General features: G+C 58.3%; 20 protein-coding genes. 16 read left to right on the top strand and 4 right to left on the bottom strand.

The genetic code is table 11. From position 1 onward, the window contains the following. Both PEH01S_RS31720 and PEH01S_RS31725 read left to right on the top strand, forming a co-directional pair. Positions 1-286 (top strand): topoisomerase C-terminal repeat-containing protein (locus tag PEH01S_RS31720; protein WP_456320100.1); only part of this gene is annotated, 286 nt, incomplete at its 5' end. Positions 287-363: 77 nt separating this feature from the next. Then, positions 364-771 carry a DUF4395 domain-containing protein gene (locus tag PEH01S_RS31725; RefSeq protein WP_127490177.1) on the top strand — a complete coding sequence of 136 codons (408 nt, stop codon included), beginning with the start codon at positions 364-366 and terminating at the stop codon, positions 769-771. Between the two features lie 99 nt (positions 772-870). On the opposite strand, the gene trhA is transcribed toward PEH01S_RS31725, so the two are convergent. The 4 genes from trhA to PEH01S_RS31745 all read right to left on the bottom strand — a co-directional run bounded on the left by trhA (position 871) and on the right by PEH01S_RS31745 (position 4,907). Beyond that, positions 871-1,506: a PAQR family membrane homeostasis protein TrhA gene (gene trhA, locus PEH01S_RS31730; RefSeq protein ID WP_025849571.1), complete on the bottom strand. Its 636-nt coding sequence runs from the start codon at positions 1,504-1,506 to the stop codon at positions 871-873. A 116-nt stretch (positions 1,507-1,622) separates the two neighbouring features. Then, positions 1,623-2,969: a hypothetical protein gene (locus PEH01S_RS31735; protein ID WP_025849570.1), complete on the bottom strand. Its 1,347-nt coding sequence runs from the start codon at positions 2,967-2,969 to the stop codon at positions 1,623-1,625. A gap of 309 nt (positions 2,970-3,278) precedes the next feature. Beyond that, positions 3,279-3,467 carry a hypothetical protein gene (locus PEH01S_RS31740; protein ID WP_127490178.1) on the bottom strand — a complete coding sequence of 63 codons (189 nt, stop codon included), beginning with the start codon at positions 3,465-3,467 and terminating at the stop codon, positions 3,279-3,281. A 165-nt stretch (positions 3,468-3,632) separates the two neighbouring features. Further along, positions 3,633-4,907 (bottom strand): MFS transporter, encoded by a 1,275-nt coding sequence (locus PEH01S_RS31745; protein WP_127490179.1) that lies wholly within the window; start codon positions 4,905-4,907, stop codon positions 3,633-3,635. A 239-nt stretch (positions 4,908-5,146) separates the two neighbouring features. Between PEH01S_RS31745 and PEH01S_RS31750 the strand changes: the two genes are divergently transcribed. The 14 genes from PEH01S_RS31750 to PEH01S_RS31815 form a co-directional block, all read left to right on the top strand. After that, the gene (locus PEH01S_RS31750) at positions 5,147-5,728 is read left to right on the top strand and encodes a TetR/AcrR family transcriptional regulator (RefSeq protein ID WP_025849567.1); all 582 of its coding nucleotides are present in this window, start codon (positions 5,147-5,149) and stop codon (positions 5,726-5,728) included. A 125-nt stretch (positions 5,729-5,853) separates the two neighbouring features. Then, the gene (locus PEH01S_RS31755; RefSeq protein ID WP_025849566.1) at positions 5,854-6,873 is read left to right on the top strand and encodes a CobW family GTP-binding protein; all 1,020 of its coding nucleotides are present in this window, start codon (positions 5,854-5,856) and stop codon (positions 6,871-6,873) included. Between the two features lie 71 nt (positions 6,874-6,944). After that, positions 6,945-7,415 carry a Fur family transcriptional regulator gene (locus tag PEH01S_RS31760; RefSeq protein WP_025849565.1) on the top strand — a complete coding sequence of 157 codons (471 nt, stop codon included), beginning with the start codon at positions 6,945-6,947 and terminating at the stop codon, positions 7,413-7,415. A gap of 182 nt (positions 7,416-7,597) precedes the next feature. Next, the gene (locus PEH01S_RS31765) at positions 7,598-8,074 is read left to right on the top strand and encodes a GNAT family N-acetyltransferase (RefSeq protein WP_025849564.1); all 477 of its coding nucleotides are present in this window, start codon (positions 7,598-7,600) and stop codon (positions 8,072-8,074) included. Between the two features lie 363 nt (positions 8,075-8,437). Then, positions 8,438-9,541 (top strand): sulfate ABC transporter substrate-binding protein, encoded by a 1,104-nt coding sequence (locus PEH01S_RS31770; protein ID WP_025849563.1) that lies wholly within the window; start codon positions 8,438-8,440, stop codon positions 9,539-9,541. A 21-nt stretch (positions 9,542-9,562) separates the two neighbouring features. Beyond that, positions 9,563-10,399 (top strand): sulfate ABC transporter permease subunit CysT, encoded by an 837-nt coding sequence (gene cysT, locus PEH01S_RS31775; protein ID WP_025849562.1) that lies wholly within the window; start codon positions 9,563-9,565, stop codon positions 10,397-10,399. Between the two features lie 21 nt (positions 10,400-10,420). Beyond that, positions 10,421-11,314, top strand: a complete 894-nt coding sequence (cysW, locus tag PEH01S_RS31780) for a sulfate ABC transporter permease subunit CysW (RefSeq protein ID WP_127490180.1) — start codon at positions 10,421-10,423, stop codon at positions 11,312-11,314. A 2-nt stretch (positions 11,315-11,316) separates the two neighbouring features. Then, positions 11,317-12,381 carry a sulfate/molybdate ABC transporter ATP-binding protein gene (locus tag PEH01S_RS31785; RefSeq protein ID WP_025849560.1) on the top strand — a complete coding sequence of 355 codons (1,065 nt, stop codon included), beginning with the start codon at positions 11,317-11,319 and terminating at the stop codon, positions 12,379-12,381. A 33-nt stretch (positions 12,382-12,414) separates the two neighbouring features. Then, a complete protein-coding gene (locus PEH01S_RS31790; protein WP_025849559.1) occupies positions 12,415-13,248 on the top strand; it encodes an alpha/beta hydrolase family protein in 834 nt (277 codons plus the stop codon). Positions 13,249-13,328: 80 nt separating this feature from the next. Then, positions 13,329-13,532, top strand: a complete 204-nt coding sequence (locus tag PEH01S_RS31795; RefSeq protein ID WP_010495331.1) for a YezD family protein — start codon at positions 13,329-13,331, stop codon at positions 13,530-13,532. 167 nt (positions 13,533-13,699) lie between these two features. Further along, positions 13,700-14,701 (top strand): sulfonate ABC transporter substrate-binding protein, encoded by a 1,002-nt coding sequence (locus tag PEH01S_RS31800; RefSeq protein WP_127490181.1) that lies wholly within the window; start codon positions 13,700-13,702, stop codon positions 14,699-14,701. A 26-nt stretch (positions 14,702-14,727) separates the two neighbouring features. Further along, a complete protein-coding gene (ssuD, locus tag PEH01S_RS31805; protein ID WP_127490182.1) occupies positions 14,728-15,954 on the top strand; it encodes an FMNH2-dependent alkanesulfonate monooxygenase in 1,227 nt (408 codons plus the stop codon). Continuing rightward, positions 15,923-16,705 (top strand): aliphatic sulfonate ABC transporter permease SsuC, encoded by a 783-nt coding sequence (gene ssuC / locus PEH01S_RS31810; protein ID WP_127490183.1) that lies wholly within the window; start codon positions 15,923-15,925, stop codon positions 16,703-16,705. The genes ssuD and ssuC overlap by 32 nt, the downstream gene beginning before the upstream one ends. Positions 16,706-16,729: 24 nt before the next feature. Next, on the top strand, positions 16,730-17,185 hold a 456-nt coding region (locus PEH01S_RS31815; RefSeq protein WP_127490184.1), incomplete at its 3' end, for an ABC transporter ATP-binding protein.

Here is a 17,185-nt window from a genome sequence, read left to right on the forward strand (position 1 = left end):
GCCGGTGGCGGCGCTGGGCGCGTGCCCGCGCGCGGGCTGCCGCGGCAGCATCATCCGCGGCAAGCGCGGCTACGGCTGCAGCGCTTACAAGACGGGCTGTACCTTCGTGATCTGGAAGGACAGCTTCGGGGCCTCGCTGACGGACGCCGCCATTGCGTATCTGCTGAAGCACGGACGCACCGCGCTGATGAGGCTGGTCGACGAGCAGGGCCGGACGGTCGAAGGACGGCTCGTGCTGCAGGACCCGAACACGGGGCAGCTTAGGCTGGAGCCGGTGTCCTCTTAGGAGTCTAGCCGGCAACAAGCCTTCGTCGGCCAGACTCCGAAGCAAGCCATTTTGATCATGGGGTGAATGGAGCACTTATGAGAGAAATTCCCATTGCATACGTCCGCGCGAACCAGGCCGGAATCGTCCTGCTGATTGCGCTTGCGGTCGTGCTGCGTCAGCCGGCGCTGATCGCCGCCTTGTGGGCCGTTCAAGTGCTCGGCTTGTGGCAGGGCATCCGCGCCAACCTGATCGTGCAGCTTGCTGCGCCGCTGCTCCGCAGCCGCGTGGCGGGCGCGCCTACCGAATCGCAGGAGCTGCTGCGGTTCAACAACGCCATCGCCGTCGGGGTCCTTACCTTGTCGCTGCTTGCGTTCTGGGTGAATCCGGACAGCTGGCTCGGATACGTCCTCGCCGGCATCGTGGCGCTTGCCGCGCTCGCGGCTCTATGCGGCTTTTGCATCGGCTGCTTCCTGTATTACCAGTTCAAGCGCCTCCGCAAATAACGGCGTCCGAAGCGGCGGCCGGGGCGAAGCGATTATAAAAAAAGCTTTCACCGCAGAGTCTGCGTGAAAGCTTTTTGCCGTGATGCGGCGTGTGACCGGTTACCAGGGCAGCACGTAGAAATAGACGGAGCAAAAGTGACAGATGCTTCCTCCCAGGACGAACACGTGCCATACGGTGTGGGCGTAAGGAAGCTTGCGCCATAAATAAAAGACCGTGCCGACCGTGTACAGCAGGCCTCCGGCGACCAGCCAGCCGATGCCGGCTGGGGGAAGCTGCTCCTGCAGCGGACGGAACGCGAACATAACCATCCAGCCCATCGCAATATAGAACAGCGTCGAGAGGACATTAAACCGCTTGACGAAAAACAGCTTGAACACAATGCCCAGCAGCGCAAGTCCCCATACGACGCCGAACAAGCTCCACCCCAAAGGGCCGCGAATCGTGACGAGCAAGAACGGGGTATAGGTGCCGGCGATGAGCACGTAGATGGCCGAGTGGTCCATAATTTCGAACAGATCGATCCAGCGCTCCTTGCGGGCGCTATGCAGCAAGGTGGAGCAGACGTACAGCAGAATCAGCGATACGCCGAAAACGGTGAAGCTGACGATATGCCAGACCGTACCGTTCTGCAGCGAATGGAGCAGCAGCAGAACGAGAGCCGCGACGCTGAGCGCGGCGCCGATGCCGTGGCTGATGGCGTTGGCCCGCTCTTCTTTCCAAGACGATAAAGTCAACTTGCGTTCATCTCCTGTCGGTTGAAGGATGGCAGGGTTCAAGGGCAGCCGGTTCATGATAGCAGGATTAACCCGTTCCTTCCATTATACCCCGCGACCGGAGAAATGACCAACTCTTAGAACCAGCCCGTAACCGGGATCGGAAGGCCTCTGGGCGATTCATTCCCCGGCTCGTCTGGAATGAGCCGCAGCTCGGGAGTATCGCGGATTCCTTCCGCGTACAGCTCGAAGGACACGCGGGGAAAATCCGCTTGCAATACAACGACGTTGCCGTCCACTTGAATGACGCGGATCGCAAGCTCCAGCGGCCGGCCTCCGGCAACGCAGCGGTAATGCCAAGGCTCCGAGGCGGATTCGGCATCTACGCGCTTGCTGAATTCCAGCACCGCCAGCTGGCGGTCCGGGCGATGGACCCGCAGCACCCGGGGCGGTTCCCGGTACATCGGCAGGCCGATGGAATACTCATAGGCCGTCCAGAACCGGTAACCGAGCTCGCCCGCCGATTTGGCGAACTCCCGGATCCAAGCGCGGCTGCGGCGCATCCGGGCCTGCGAGCCGATATCCGTCTGGATGCCCAGCGGGATGCCCGGATGAACGGCACGGATGCTTTCGACGAAGGGCCGGTAATGTCTTATGTAATCGGGCGGCAGATGCACGCGCATCCAGTCGGGCCAATGGGTCTGGAGCATGTGGGCGTCCGGGCGGACCGTCCGGATCATTTCAACCGCATCCACGCCTTGATATTCGCGAAGCGCTCCTACGGGATCTTGACCGGCGTCCACCGCAAGCGACCACGTTGCGATTTTGATATCGGGTCTCGTTTCGCGGACCCCGCCGGATCCGTTGATCAGCTCGTTCAGAAACCCGTTCACCGCCTGCACCCGAAATTCGATCCACAGCAAATAGCGGCCGCGGTCCTTTTTGTAGTACAGCGGAGAGGATTTGTAGCGGAATTCCGGCATGTCGCTGCCGCTGAACTGCTTGAATGCCGCCCGGGCATACGGGCCGACATCGCCGTACACGCCGCTCGCCAGTCCGTTCCATTCGGGGAAATACGGCTCGGCCACCTCAAAGCCCGTAAACGGGTGCGTGCGGACGAGATGGGCCGCCGCCGCTTTTTTCCATGCCACATAGCGATGGCTGAAAGGGGATAGCCGGGTAAATCCGTCATTCACTGGCTTAAGCAGCGTCATCTGCCACTCCGGCCAATCCGGGGGCAAATTCTCGGTCGTATACGTCCCGTTGCCGATCACCATCGCCCAGACGTCCATGCCGCGCTCGCGAAGAGCTGCCACGAGCCTGCCGTTCACCCGGGTTTCATCCGTCACAAAATAGCGCACGGTACGAAATCCCGCCAGTTCCAGCTCGGAGGCGACGCTTTCGGGTGACCGGCCGAGATAATAAGCAAAGGTCGGATCGATTTGAATCGTAGGCCGACTCGGGGTTCGGACAGACATGCGCATCCCTCGCTTTCCTTCATAAGACAGTTCATCGATTTCTTCTATAATGAAACATTTCCTTCCATAGTACGCTCTATGCTCCCCGGGTTCAAATTAGAAGTCCGCGGATCGTGACGGAACGCAACCCTTTTGCCGCCTTCCAAGGGCGGTAAGCTTCCAAAGGGGATTCAGATTATTTATATGAGCCGGATAGCAGAAAAATTTGCCAAACGGCTTTTTTATTGTCGCCCAGCAAACAAGAAAATGAGGGTCTTAGTCCAAAAAGAAACGCCTCTCGCATGCGAGGGCGTCAAGTCCGCAGAGATCGGATGGTTATACGGTGCCGTCTTTCGGTTTGCCATGGTCGGCAATAATGCCGACGAGAACGAGAATGGCGCTGACTCCATTGGCGATGTCGTTAATGAGATTATCGGGGATGTCGACTCCGAAGCTGCCCAGGGCAAGCTTCGCGGCTCCAAGAATACCTAGAATGAATGCTGGCTTTTTCCATTTTTCAAGCATAGGCCCAACCTCCTTTTCGATGGACTCCATATATTCATATGAATCTTCAAAAAAAGAGGAGTGGACTGCCAAAGAAAAGGGGTATTGTCCAAGCTGATGCATCTTGGTTGGAACGCGGGATGGGACGGCGTCATCGCACTGCCGGTCGAGCGGGAGGCAGGGGACTTAGGAAGCGGGCGTCGAGGGCCGGGTCAGTCCCCAGAACAGCAGCGCGAGGCCGCTGATGGCGGCGCCCAGCAGACAGACGCCGGTCCAACCGGCTTGCGCGTACATGAGCGTAGAGGCAATCGAGCCGACGGCGCTGCCGATCGAATAGAAGATCATGTATGCGCCGGCGAGACGGCTGCGGGCTTCCGGGCGTACGCTGTAGATCATGCTCTGATTGGTGACGTGCACGGCTTGCACCGCGAGGTCGAGGAGGAGCACTCCGGCGATCAGGGCCCATAGGGAGCGTTCCGTCAGACTGATCGGCAGCCACGAAACCAGCAGCAGCGTCAGCGCAATCCCGGTGGTCCGCTGTCCCAAGCCGCGGTCTGCGAGCCGTCCCGCACGCGCAGCCGCCAACGCTCCCGCTACGCCCGCGAGCCCGAACGACCCGATCGCGGTGTGGGAAAGCGACAGCGGCGGCGAACCGAGCGGCAGTACAAGCGAGGTCCACAGCACGCTGAACGAGGCAAAAATAAGCAGCGCGATCATTCCGCGGGTGCGCAGCACCGGCTCCTGCACGAATAAGGCGAATACGGAGCGCAGCAGCTGCGGGTACGTCATCGGCACTTTCCCGTGGTCTTCGCGCGGCAGTACCCGGAACAGGAGGCCGGCCATAAGCACCGTCAATCCGGCCGAAACGAAATAGACCGAACGCCATCCTGCGAGATCGGTCAGCGTCCCGGCGACGGTGCGAGCAAGCAGAATGCCGATCACCACACCGCTCGTTACCAGGCCGACGACCCGGCCTCGCTCGGCAGGCGCGGCCAACGTCGAAGCGTAAGCCACGAGCGCCTGCGTTACTACGGCGAGCAGGCCGACCGCACCCATGCCTGCGAGCAGTACGGCGGCAGTGGAGGCGGTACCGACCACGATGAGCGCCAATACGGACAACAGCAGTTGGCCGACGATCAGCTTCCGGCGGTTCGCCAGATCGCCGAACGGGACGAGCATAAGCAGCCCCAGCGCATAGCAGATCTGAGTGGCCGTGATGACAATGCCAACGGCGGCGCGGTCCATGCCAAGCTCGCTTGCCATGGCGTCGAGCAGCGGCTGCGCATAGTAGACGTTGGCGACAGCAAGCCCGCAGGCGATGGCAAACAACAGCGCGACGGAACGGGACAGCGCCGGTGCGGAAGCCGCTTCCTCTGCGGCTAAAGGCTCATGCGGCGCCTCCGTTTTTGCCCCGCTGCGGTCTCCGGCAAGAAGCCCCGCTTTTTTTTCAAGTCGATCCATGGTTATACCCTCCCGAATCATGAGAATTTTTTGTACCGATAAGTATAATATACCGATTGGTATATAATGTGCCTCGTAAATATAACTCTCCTGCATGTCTGCTGTCAAGAGGCCGATTGGCCGGGGAGCGAACCGAAATTCCAGCAATATGCCTCTTTGTACTGCCCGCTGAATTTGACAGCGGCAGCTTCAAAGCCTAAAATCATAGTATACTAATCGATATGAAATGAGGCTATTCTATGGTACGGCCAAGGGCGTTTGATGAAGACAAGGCTTTGGATGCCGCGATGCGGCTATTTTGGGAGAAGGGGTACGAAGCGACTTCTTTAAGCGATCTCACGTCCGGGATGGGCATACAGCGGCCGAGCCTTTACTCGGCTTTCGGAGACAAGCGGGAGCTGTTCGAAGCTGCGCTGCGCAAATATACGCACGCTCATTCCTCTTACGTCCGGTCCCGGCTGCAAAACGCTTCTTCCGTCAAGGAAGCGTTCCGGTCCTATTTTGAAGGGATTGCGGCGGAAGCAGATGAGGAAGGGCCCAACAAGGGATGCTTCTGCATCAACGTCATGGTGGAGCTTGCGCCGCATGACGCCAAATTCGAGGTTCTCACCAGAGAGCACCAGATGTATTTGGCCGCCCTGTTTCAAGAAGCGATCGAACGCGGCATACGGACAGGAGAGCTGAAGCAAGTCGGCAGCGCCAAGGCGCTGGCCCACACCTTGCTCGTGTCGGTCATCGGACTTACCGTGCTGATGAAATCCCGTCCCGAACGTTCGGTTGCGGATAACTTTATCGCGACGATCCTCGAATTGCTGAAGTAATTAGCCCTTGGATTTTAATGATAAAAATTACGATTAATTGACACGGCCTGGCGGACGGAGTAAAATTTGAAAAAAAGAAAGGCAACGCCTGACTTGTGAACCTAAACGGAAAGCGGTGTAGCGATTTGAAGGAAGAACGATCGGTTCCGGTCCATATTTTGACCGGATTTTTGGGCAGCGGCAAGACGACGCTGCTGACCCGGGCGCTGGATTATTATAAGCTGAGCGGCCAAAAGCCCGCCGTTCTGATGAACGAGCTGGGCGACGTGAATCTGGACGGGATGCTCGTGGACGAGGACGTGCCGATGACCGAAATGCTCGGCGGCTGCATCTGCTGTACGATCCGCGGCGATCTGGGCATGGAGCTGAAGCAGTTGATCGAGGAGCACCGGCCGGACGTCGTGTTCGTGGAATGCACGGGAGCGGCCAACCCGATTGAGATGCTGGACGGCGTCACGGATGCCTCGCTCCTGACGAAGGTGGAGCTGAAATCGGTCATTACGGTCGTCGATGCGGCGCAGCTCAGCGAGCGCTCGCACAGCCCGAAGGGCAAGACGTACCGGCTCATGCAGGATCAAATCCGCTGCGCGACGCGCATTTTGCTCAACAAGACAGATCTCGTTCCTCCGGCAGAGCTCATGCGTCTCGATACGCTGATAAGGGAGCTGAATCCCGCTGCCCCGATTCTGCCGACCGTGCGCTGCGAGATCGAGCTGTCCTTGTTCGACCGCCTCGAAGGCGGCGTAGCGGAGCGGCACCAAGCGGCTTCCGCTTGCGGCTGCGGACATGAGCATGCGGAGGGCGGAGCCTGCGGAACCGGGGGGCATGACCACGGGCACGGAAGCGATGCGCATCATCACAGCCACGAGCATGTGATGGTCTACACGCATTACTTCGCACGGCCGGTGGACAGCGAGCGGTTTGAAGCGTTGATCGGACGGCTCCCGCAGGAAATATACCGGGCCAAAGGCATTTTGAGGTTTACCGATACGGTTAGTCCGTTCCTGTTCCAATATGCGTATCGCGAGATGGATTTCGTGAAAATCGCGCCGAAGGAAGAGCTGCCCAGCGTAGCGGTATTCATCGGCGAGCACTTTGACCGGTCCTTTCTGGCGGACGAGCTGGCGGCTCTGGAAGGCCGGTAACCTTGACTCCCGCTGCGGATTCAGGCATTATTAGTAGTATCCGATAGCGTATTCATAGGGAAGAGGTAGTTATGGGAAATCACGAGCATGAGGTTCAGTCGACCGTTCAAGATATTTTGAAGGCCATGTCGGCCAAAGGCTGGCGCATCACCGACCAACGGAAGAGCCTTGCCGCCTTGTTCGCCGAATCGACCGGCTATTTGTCCCCCAAGGACGTTTATGATTATATGAAGCAGCCTTATCCCGGCGTCAGCTTCGATACGGTGTACCGCAACCTGCGTCTGCTGAGCGAGATGGGTGTTCTGGAACAAATTTACTTAAACGACGGACTGAAGTTCCGGGCCCGCTGCCAATCGCATCACCACCATCATCTTATTTGCATGAACTGCGAGAAAACAGTGCCTTTCGAATTTTGTCCGATGAAGCAGATCGACAATCTGCCGTCCGATTTTCAGATCGTCAATCACCGGTTTGAAATTTTGGGCTATTGCGGCGATTGCGCGCCGGCGGAAGCTCGCGAGGCAGGAATGGAAAAGCATTAACAAGTTCAGGCTGGCATATGGAAGACAGTGTACCTGCGAAGGGTCGCTGTCTTTTGTTTCATGCGCATGAAGGATGCAAGAGCTTGTGCGCCGTGCCACGAGCGAGGCTGGAGGTCTGTTCTTCAACGGGCAGGGACCAAGGTACTTGGCCGTATCTCATGGAATGAGGAGTGAGTTCGTCTATGCATTTCCGGCATGTGCTCGAATCCGATTACATACCTGTCATATCCGTGATCGACGATTGGTGGGGCGGCCGGCCGATGGCCGACATGCTGCCGAAGCTGTTTTTTCAGCATTTTCGAGATACAAGCTTTGTAGCCGAGCAAGGCGGTCAAATCATCGGCTTCTTGATCGGCTTTGTCTCCCAGACGTACCCGGAGCAAGCCTACATCCACTTTATCGGCGTGCATCCCGAGCATCGGAAAGACGGCATCGCCAAACGCCTGTACGGGATGTTCTTCGACAAGGCTCGTGAGAAGGGATGCGAGATCGTGCGCTGCGTCACGTCGCCGGTCAATAAAACATCCATTGCCTTCCATACCCGCATGGGCTTTCGGATTGATAAAGGAAACGTCGAGGTAGACGGGGTGCAGGCTACGGCCAATTATGACGGGAAAGGGCAGGACCGGGTTTTGTTTGTCAAGGAATTGCGGCCGTAAAGCCGTATTGGGACGCAGATGCCTATGAGGTACGCCGCGCTGACGGTCTCGGAGCGGGCGTGTTAATGGATTCGGACGGGGAAGAACCCCAGCAAAAAAAGATTCTAACATTTGAGCGAAAAACGGGGAGCGATCAGCTCTTCTTTTTTTATGACTAAACAGTGAAAAAATCCCAAAAAATCGATTGACAGGACACAGGGCCGATGCTAATATACTGACATAACTAAGTAAGTTTATCGGAATTATTAGTTAGTCACCGGACAACCGGAACGCCATATAATGAGCTGTGGGCGATTGACCCGCCCCTCCGATCCGATAAACGGAAATTATAAGCAGAATTGATAAATGGGGAGAGAAAAGGTTATGCGTGCACACACAAATCATGTGCTCCGGTTGTTCGGTAAATGGTCATTATTCAGCGTACTTACGGTGTCGCTCGTCGGGCTGACCGCTTGCGGCGGCGCCAAACCGGAGCCAGGCGGGGCCGCTCCGGCGCCGGGAGAAGGCTCGAAGCCTGCGGCATCGGCGTCAAAGCCGATCGAGCTGCTTAACGTCTCGTACGACCCGACGCGCGAGCTGTATCAAAGCTATAACAAAGCGTTCACTGCCTATTGGAAGAAGACGAAGGGGCAGGACGTCACCTTCAAGCAATCGCACGGCGGCTCCGGCAAGCAGGGACGTTCGGTCATCGACGGACTGGAGGCGGATGTGGTAACGCTGGCGCTGGCCTACGACATCGACGCGGTTCAGCAAGCCGGACTGATTCAAGCAGACTGGCAGAAGAAGCTGAAAAACAACAGCTCCCCGTATACTTCGACCATCGTGTTCCTCGTGAAGAAAGGCAACCCGAAGGGCATCAAGGATTGGGACGATCTGATCAAGCCGGATGTGCAGGTCATTACGCCAAATCCGAAAACGTCCGGCGGCGCCCGTTGGAATTATGTAGCTGCCTGGGGCTACGCCTACCAGAAGAACAATAAAGACGAAGCCAAAGCGAAAGAATTCGTGCAAAAGCTGTTCAAAAACGTGCCGGTGCTCGATTCCGGCGCGCGCGATTCGACCACGACGTTCGTTCAACGGGGCATCGGCGACGTGCTGATCGCTTGGGAGAACGAAGCGTATTTGTCCATCAACGAGTTCGGCAAAGACAAATTCGAGATCGTCACGCCTTCGATCAGCGTGCTTGCCGAGCCTCCGGTCGCCATCGTCGACAAGGTGGTCGACAAGAAAGGCAGCCGTGAAGTGGCGCAAGCGTATCTGGAATATTTGTACTCGGAGGAAGGGCAGGAGATTGCCGCCAAAAACTATTACCGCCCGCGTCTCGAGTCAGTCGCGAAGAAGTACGAGAATCAGTTCTCCCAAGTAAACCTGTTTACCATCGATGACGAGCCGTTCGGCGGCTGGGCGAAAACGCAAAAGACGCACTTTAGCGACGGCGGCGTATTCGACCAGATCTACAAACCGTGAGAGACAGGGAGAGAATAGACGATGGCCAAAGCTTGGAAAAAGCGCAGTATTTTACCCGGATTCGGTTTATCGATGGGTTTTACTGTATTGTACTTGAGTTTAATCGTCCTGTTCCCTTTGTCGGCCATTTTCATTAAAAGCTCCGGGATGGGCTGGGAGGCGTTCTGGCATACGATTACCGACCCCCGGGTCATCGCTTCCTACAAGGTCAGCTTCGGTACGGCGCTCGGCGCCGCGCTCGTCAATGCGGTCTTCGGCTTCATCGTCGCCTGGGTGCTTGTGCGGTACTCGTTTCCGGGCAAAAAAATTGTCGACGCGCTCGTCGATTTGCCCTTTGCGCTGCCGACGGCCGTTGCCGGGATTGCCCTGACGACCATCTACTCGCAGAACGGCTGGGTCGGCAGGCTGCTGGAGCCGCTGGGAATCAAAATCGCCTTTACGCCGCTCGGCATCATGCTTGCGCTGACGTTCATCGGCATTCCTTTCGTCGTCCGGACGCTTCAGCCGGTGATGGAAGAATTGGAGAAGGAGGTCGAGGAGGCGGCGGTGAGCCTCGGCGCAAGCCGCTGGAAGACCTTCGTCCGCATCCTGTTTCCCGAGCTGCTGCCTGCGCTGTTGACCGGCTTTACGCTGGCGTTCGCCCGGGCGGTGGGGGAGTACGGTTCGGTCGTGTTCATCTCCGGCAACATGCCGATGAAGACCGAAATCGCGCCGCTCCTGATCATGACGAAGCTGGAGCAGTACGATTACGCCGGAGCGACCGCAATCGCCTTGGTCATGCTGGTCATTTCCTTCGTGACGCTGCTCGTCATCAATCTGCTGCAATGGCGGGCGAACCGCCATGTCACATCGGCATAAGCGGGGGAGGAGAGGAAGGTTATGGCCGGTTACGTAGCTACCGCAGTGAAATCGGATTCGGCTGCCGCCGAACGTCCGCGTCACATTAGCGAGCCCCGGATCGTGAAATGGGCGCTCATTACCGTCGCATTGCTGTTTTTGGGATTTTTGCTCATTTTGCCTCTGGTCAGCGTCTTCGTCGAAGCGTTCCGCAAAGGCTGGGAGGTGTATGCTGCTTCGCTGATCGAGTCCGATGCGGCCGCGGCCATTCATCTGACGCTGCTCGTCGCCGTCATCGCGGTGCCGCTGAACCTGTTGTTCGGGCTGGCGGCCGCATGGGCGATCACGAAGTTCCAATTTAAGGGAAAAAATTTGCTGATCACACTTATCGACCTGCCGTTTGCGGTGTCCCCGGTGATCTCGGGCCTGATCTTCGTCCTGCTGTTCGGTGCGAAAGGCTGGTTCGGCCCGTGGCTGCAGGAGAACGATCTCAAGATCATTTTCGCTTTGCCGGGCATCGTGCTTGCCACGGTATTCGTCACCTTCCCGTTCGTTGCCCGGGAGCTGCTGCCGTTGATGCAGGCGCAAGGGACGCTGGAGGAAGAGGCGGCCGTGACGCTCGGCGCCAAAGGGTGGCGTATCTTCTGGAAGATTACGCTGCCCAACATCAAGTGGGGCCTGCTGTACGGGGTCATCCTGTGCAACGCCCGCGCCATGGGCGAATTCGGGGCTGTGTCGGTTGTCTCCGGTCATATTCGTGGATCGACGAACACGATGCCGCTGCATATACAGATCTTGTACAACGAATATAATTTTGCCGGCGCGTTCGCCATGGCGTCTTTGCTTGTCCTGCTTGCGGTGGTCACTCTGGTCGTCAAAAGCGTCATTGAGTGGAAGCACCAGCAGCAGCAGCTCAGCCGGGAAGGAGAGACCTGATCATGCATATTGTGGCCAAACATTTGACGAAAAGCTTCGGCAGCTTTCAGGCGACCAAAGATGTCAGCTTCGAGATCGAAAAAGGGAAGCTGATCGGCCTGCTCGGACCGAGCGGAGGCGGGAAAACGACGATCCTTCGCATGCTCGCCGGATTGGAGGAGCCCGATTCGGGCGATATCCTCTTCCACGGGCAGAAGGTCAATTCGCTTCCGCCGCAAGCGCGCGGTATCGGCTTCGTATTCCAGAGCTACGCGCTGTTCCGCCACATGAGCGTCTTCGACAACATCGCCTTCGGGCTGACGGTTCAGAAGCGCAGCAAGGCTCAGATCAAGCAGCGCGTGCAGGAGCTGATCGAGCTGACCGGCTTGGCGGGGCTTGAGAAACGGCTGCCGCACCAGCTTTCCGGCGGGCAGCGGCAGCGTGTCGCCTTTGCCCGCGCCATCGCACCTGAGCCGCAGCTGCTGCTGCTGGATGAGCCGTTTGCCGCCATCGATGCCAAGGTGCGCAAAGAGCTGCGCACCTGGCTGAAGGAGATGATCGACCGGGTCGGCATCACCACCATCTTCGTCACGCACGATCAAGAGGAAGCCGTCGAGGTGGCCGATCAGATCATGATCATCAATCAGGGCCGTCTGGAGCAGCAGGGTACGCCGATTGAAATTTACAAGCAGCCGGAGACGCCGTTTGTGGCGAATTTCATCGGCGAATCGAATCAGCTTGGAGACGCTTCGGCGCTTAAAGGGTTCCCGGCCGCCGGGGCGATCGAGGGCGCGAAAGCGATCATCCGCCCCGAGTTTATCGAAGTGGGCTTGCCTGGCGAGCTGCCGTTTCCGTCCGCAGCCGAGCAGGGCGTCGTCAAGAACGTCTACTTCCGCGGAACAAATTGGCAGATCGAAGTGACGCTTGGCAGCGAGAAGCTATTCGCATACCGTTCGCTGGAGCTGCCCCAGCTTCATCCGGGAGACCGGGTGAGCGTGTTGATTCACCGCTTGTACCTGTTCAACGAAGACGAACATCTGACACTTGAAAACACTTTAAAAACCGATCCGATGCCGGTGCATATTTAATTGAAAGAGATCCGCAGAAAGGGGTAGTCGATGATGGAACACCATATTACGATACGAAGCGAACAATACGAACTGGCGGCCACCCTCCATTATCCGCCGGCGGAAGAGGAGGGCGGAAAGGGCTGCGGATCGGGCCGTTTTCCGATCATTATCATATGCCACGGGTTCGTCGGATCGCGAATCGGCGTCGACCGTTTGTTTGTCCTCGCGGCGCGGGAGTTTGCCCGTCACGGCTACATGGTGCTCCGTTTCGACTACGGCGGCTGCGGCGAGAGCATGGGCGAATATGGCGCCGGCGGCCTGAACGCTTTGATCGACCAGACGCGTACCGTCCTCGATTATGCGCTCGATATCGACTGCGTCGATCCTCAGCGGGTCGTGCTGCTCGGACACAGCCTCGGCGGAGCCGTCGCCATCCTGACCGCCGCCCGGGACAAACGGGTGAAATCGCTCGTGCTCTGGTCGGCTGTTGCGTACCCATTTAACGATATCGTGAACATCACGGGCAAGAAAGCGTACGAGACGGCCGTTCAATGCGGCTCGGCGGATCATCTCGGTTATGCGCTTCAGCCGGTCTTCTTCGAATCGCTCTCGCAGTACCAGCCGTTCGAGCAGCTTCGCAAATTTACCGGCGACGTCCTGCTTGTCCATGGAACGGCAGATGACGTGATTCCCGTCGATTACTGCTTTCTCTACCAAAAGCTGTTCTGGCTGCGCAGTCAGGGGCAGTGCGAGAAAGAAATTATTTTCCAGGCCGATCATACGTTTTCGGGAGGCTTGGCGAGGGAGCAGCTGTTGACCAAAACAAGAGATTGGCTGCTGTATATCGACAAACGCAAAAACGAGTGGAACGATTGGACAATTTAACGGGATAGCGCATTTTTTTTAACATACAATACCAACTTAACACATAGGAATAAAAAACATTAAATGTCGGAGGGATTACGATGGCTAAACCGCTCGATGTGGATGAACTTTGGACGAAACGCATCCTTCAAAGTGTCAACGGACTCGAATACGGTACGGTACAGATCGTCGTGCATGACGGACGAATCGTGCAGATCGAACGAACGGAACGCAAACGTTTTGAATCGGATTCGGCATCCCAGCGCCATCTGCCCGAACAAAAACAGCATAAGCGCACCCCTTGATGCGATGGGTCCACCGAACCGCTGGAGACCTCCCGAACTGCCTGGCACCTTGCCGCGCGTTCGCCGGAGGTCTCTTACTTTTTTTCGCTTCAAAATGAATAAAAGGAGTGTATGACTATGGCTAAGCTTGTTATCCCATCGAATGAATCTGGTCCGGGAGCCGTCGTATGAGACGGCGGCTGGGAGCGAGGCCGTTCGCGCTGGCTTTGCTGGCGGTGCTGCTGGTGGCCGCCGCAACGGGCTGCGCGACGGCGGCGAAGTCCGGACTGGGAGGAGCCGCCGATAAGCGGCCCGAGACGGAAGAAAAGGCGAAGCGGGTACGGATCGGGTACCAGAAATACGGCACCGTGAACTTTCTGAAGGCGCAGGGAAAGCTTGATCAGAAGCTGCAAGAGGCGGGTTACACCGTGACGTGGACGGAGTTTCCCGGCGGTCCGCAGCTGCTTGAGGCGCTGAATGTGGGCAGCATCGATTTCGGGCATGCGGGCGAAGCGCCTCCAATCTTCGCGCAGGCGGCCGGAGCGCCTTTGGTTTATTTGGCATACGAGCAGGCAAGACCGCTCAGCGAAGCGATTGTCGTGCCCGAAGCGTCGCCGATTCAAAGCGTCAAAGATTTGAAGGACAAAAAGGTCGCTTTAAACAAAGGGTCCAACGTTCATTATTTGCTTGTGAAGCTGCTGGAGCAAGCCGGTTTGAGCTATTCCGACGTTCGAACGGTGTTTCTGCCCCCGGCCGACGCCAGAGTCGCTTTCGAACGGGGCAGCGTGGACGCTTGGGTCATCTGGGACCCGTATTTCGCCGCCGTGCAGACGTCCTCCAAGGCCAGAGTATTGGCGGACGGGAAAGGCGTGGTGTCCAACTACGAGTTTTATTTGGCGTCCCGCCCGTTTGCCGAGCGGAACAAAGAGATCACCGCCATTCTGCTGGAGGAATTGAACCAGGCCGGCGCTTGGGCGAAGGCGAATCCGCAGGAGGTGGCGAAGCTCTTGTCGCCGCAGCTCGGCATCGATATTCCGTCGCTTGAGCTAGCCATGGGAAGGCGCGAATACGGCTTGCTGCCGATCAACGGGCAAGTGATCGCCGAGCAGCAGCGCGTGGCGGATACGTTTTTGCAAATCGGGCTCATCCCCAAGCCGATCAAGGTGGGCGATGCGTTGTTAGACCCGTAACGACAACCTGGAAAGGATGACGGAGGATGGAAGTGTTCTGGTTTATTCCAACGCACGGAGACGGCCGGTACTTGGGCACGCAGAAGGGAGCCCGCGCCGTTGATTTTCCGTATATGAGTCAAATCGCCCAGGCGGCCGACCGGCTCGGATACGGGGGCGTGCTGCTGCCGACCGGCAAATCCTGCGAAGACGCATGGATCGTCGCCTCGGCGCTCGTTCCGCAGACCAAGCGTCTCAAATTTCTGGTTGCCATCCGCCCGGGTCTGATGTCGCCGATGCTGTCGGCCCGCATGGCGGCCACGCTGGACCGCCTGTCCGGCGGGCGGCTGCTGATCAACGTGGTCACCGGCGGCGATCCGGTAGAGAATGCCGGCGACGGCTTATTCCTCGATCATACGTCGCGCTATGAGCTGACGGACGAATTTCTCCACATATGGCGGAAGGGACTGCAAGGCGGAGAAGTGACCTTTGCGGGCGACTATTTAACCGTCAAAGGCGGTACGCTGCTGTATCCCCCGCTGCAAAAGCCGCATCCTCCGCTTTATTTTGGCGGGTCTTCCGACATCGCCCAGTCGATCGCAGCCGAGCATATCGACGTGTACTTGACTTGGGGCGAGCCTCCGGCTCAGGTCGAGGACAAAATCAAGCGCGTTCGCAAGCTGGCTGAAGCGAAGGGGCGGCAGGTGAGGTTCGGCATCCGGCTCCACGTCATCGTCCGGGAGACGGAGCGGGAGGCTTGGAACGCAGCCGACGAGCTGATCCGGTATGTGGATGACGACACGATCGCGCAAGCCCAGAAGGTATTTGCCCGTTTCGACTCCGTCGGGCAGCGCCGGATGGCGGAGCTGCACAGCGGGAAGCGCGACGGGCTGGAGATCAGCCCGAACCTGTGGGCCGGCATCGGACTGGTGCGTGGCGGCGCCGGAACGGCGCTGGTCGGAGACCCTGTGACGGTAGCGGCCCGGATGAAACAATATGCGGAGATCGGCATCGACACGTTCATTTTATCCGGTTACCCGCATCTGGAGGAGGCTTACCGGATGGCGGAGCTGGTGTTCCCGCTGCTGCCGTTGAAGCGGGATCCGGCGGGGAGCCTTGGCGACTCGGAAGCCGCAGCTTCCGGCGCTTCCTCCCTTGGACCTTTCGGCGAAATTATCGCCAACAACGAACCGCCGACGAAGCAGGACCCCTCATTCCTCAAAGAAAACGAGGTGCAAGCCGATGAAGGCCGCATTCCGCGACTCGCGCGCTAAAGGCTGGCTGCCCTGGCTCGTCCCGGTCGCCATTGTGCTGATATGGCAGGTGCTCGGACAGCTCGGCTTCATCTCGACGCGCATTTTGCCGACGCCTTTGCAGGTCATCCAGGCCTTCATTCCGCTCGCCGAGAAGGGCACGCTGCTTCAACATATCGGGATCAGCGCGAAGCGGGCATTGCTCGGCTTTGCCGTCGGCGGGGGGATCGGCCTGGCGCTCGGACTTGCGAACGGGGTGTCGCCGCTGCTTGAGAAGCTGACCGACTCGTCCATGCAGATGATCCGCACCATCCCGCATTTGGCCCTCATTCCGCTGGTCATTCTATGGTTCGGCATCGGAGAGGAGGCGAAGCTGTTTCTAGTCGCGCTGGGCTGCGCCTTTCCGGTTTACCTGAATACGTTTCACGGAATCCGCTCCGTCGATCCGGGCTTGATCGAAATGGGCAAAGTATACGGCTTGCAGGGGCTCCCGCTGTTCTGGCAGGTCATCCTGCCCGGCGCGCTTCCGAGTATTCTGGTCGGGGTGCGTTATGCGCTTGGGATCATGTGGATCACGCTGATCGTCGCCGAGACGATCTCCGCCGATTCGGGTATCGGCTACATGGCGATGCATGCGCGGGAATTCATGCAGATGGACGTTGTGGTGCTCAGCATCATCATCTATGCATTGCTTGGCAAGCTGTCGGACGCGATGGCCAAAGGGCTTGAGCGGCGCTGGCTGCAGTGGCACCCGAACTTTAAGAAAGCCTGACCTTGAACCGAAGGAGGGTTCCGTATGAGCGCAAGACAAGGCGGTATCCAATTGAATATCCGGCGTGTGACGAAACGTTTCGGAGACCGTGCCGTACTGAACGAGATTACGCTCGATTTGAACGCGGGCGAGTTTGTGGCCGTCGTCGGCCGGAGCGGCTGCGGGAAAAGCACGCTCCTCCGGCTTGTGGGCGGGCTGGAAACGGCCGATGAAGGCACCATGCTCTTGGATGGGAGGGAGCTTGAAGGTATCGATCCGGACACGAGGCTGCTGTTCCAGGAAGCCCGGCTGCTTCCATGGAAAAAAGTGCTGGCGAACGTGCAGATCGGCGCGAAGGCGGGAAACCGGAAGAAGGCGCAGGAAGCGCTTCGTTTGGTCGGCTTGGAGGAGCGGGCCAACGAATGGCCCGGGGTATTGTCCGGCGGCCAGAAGCAGCGGATCGCGCTGGCCCGGGCGCTGGCGGGCGCTCCGCGTCTGCTG

It is taken from the genome of Paenibacillus ehimensis NBRC 15659 (genome assembly GCF_004000785.1).
Lineage (GTDB): Bacteria > Bacillota > Bacilli > Paenibacillales > NBRC-103111 > Paenibacillus_G > Paenibacillus_G ehimensis.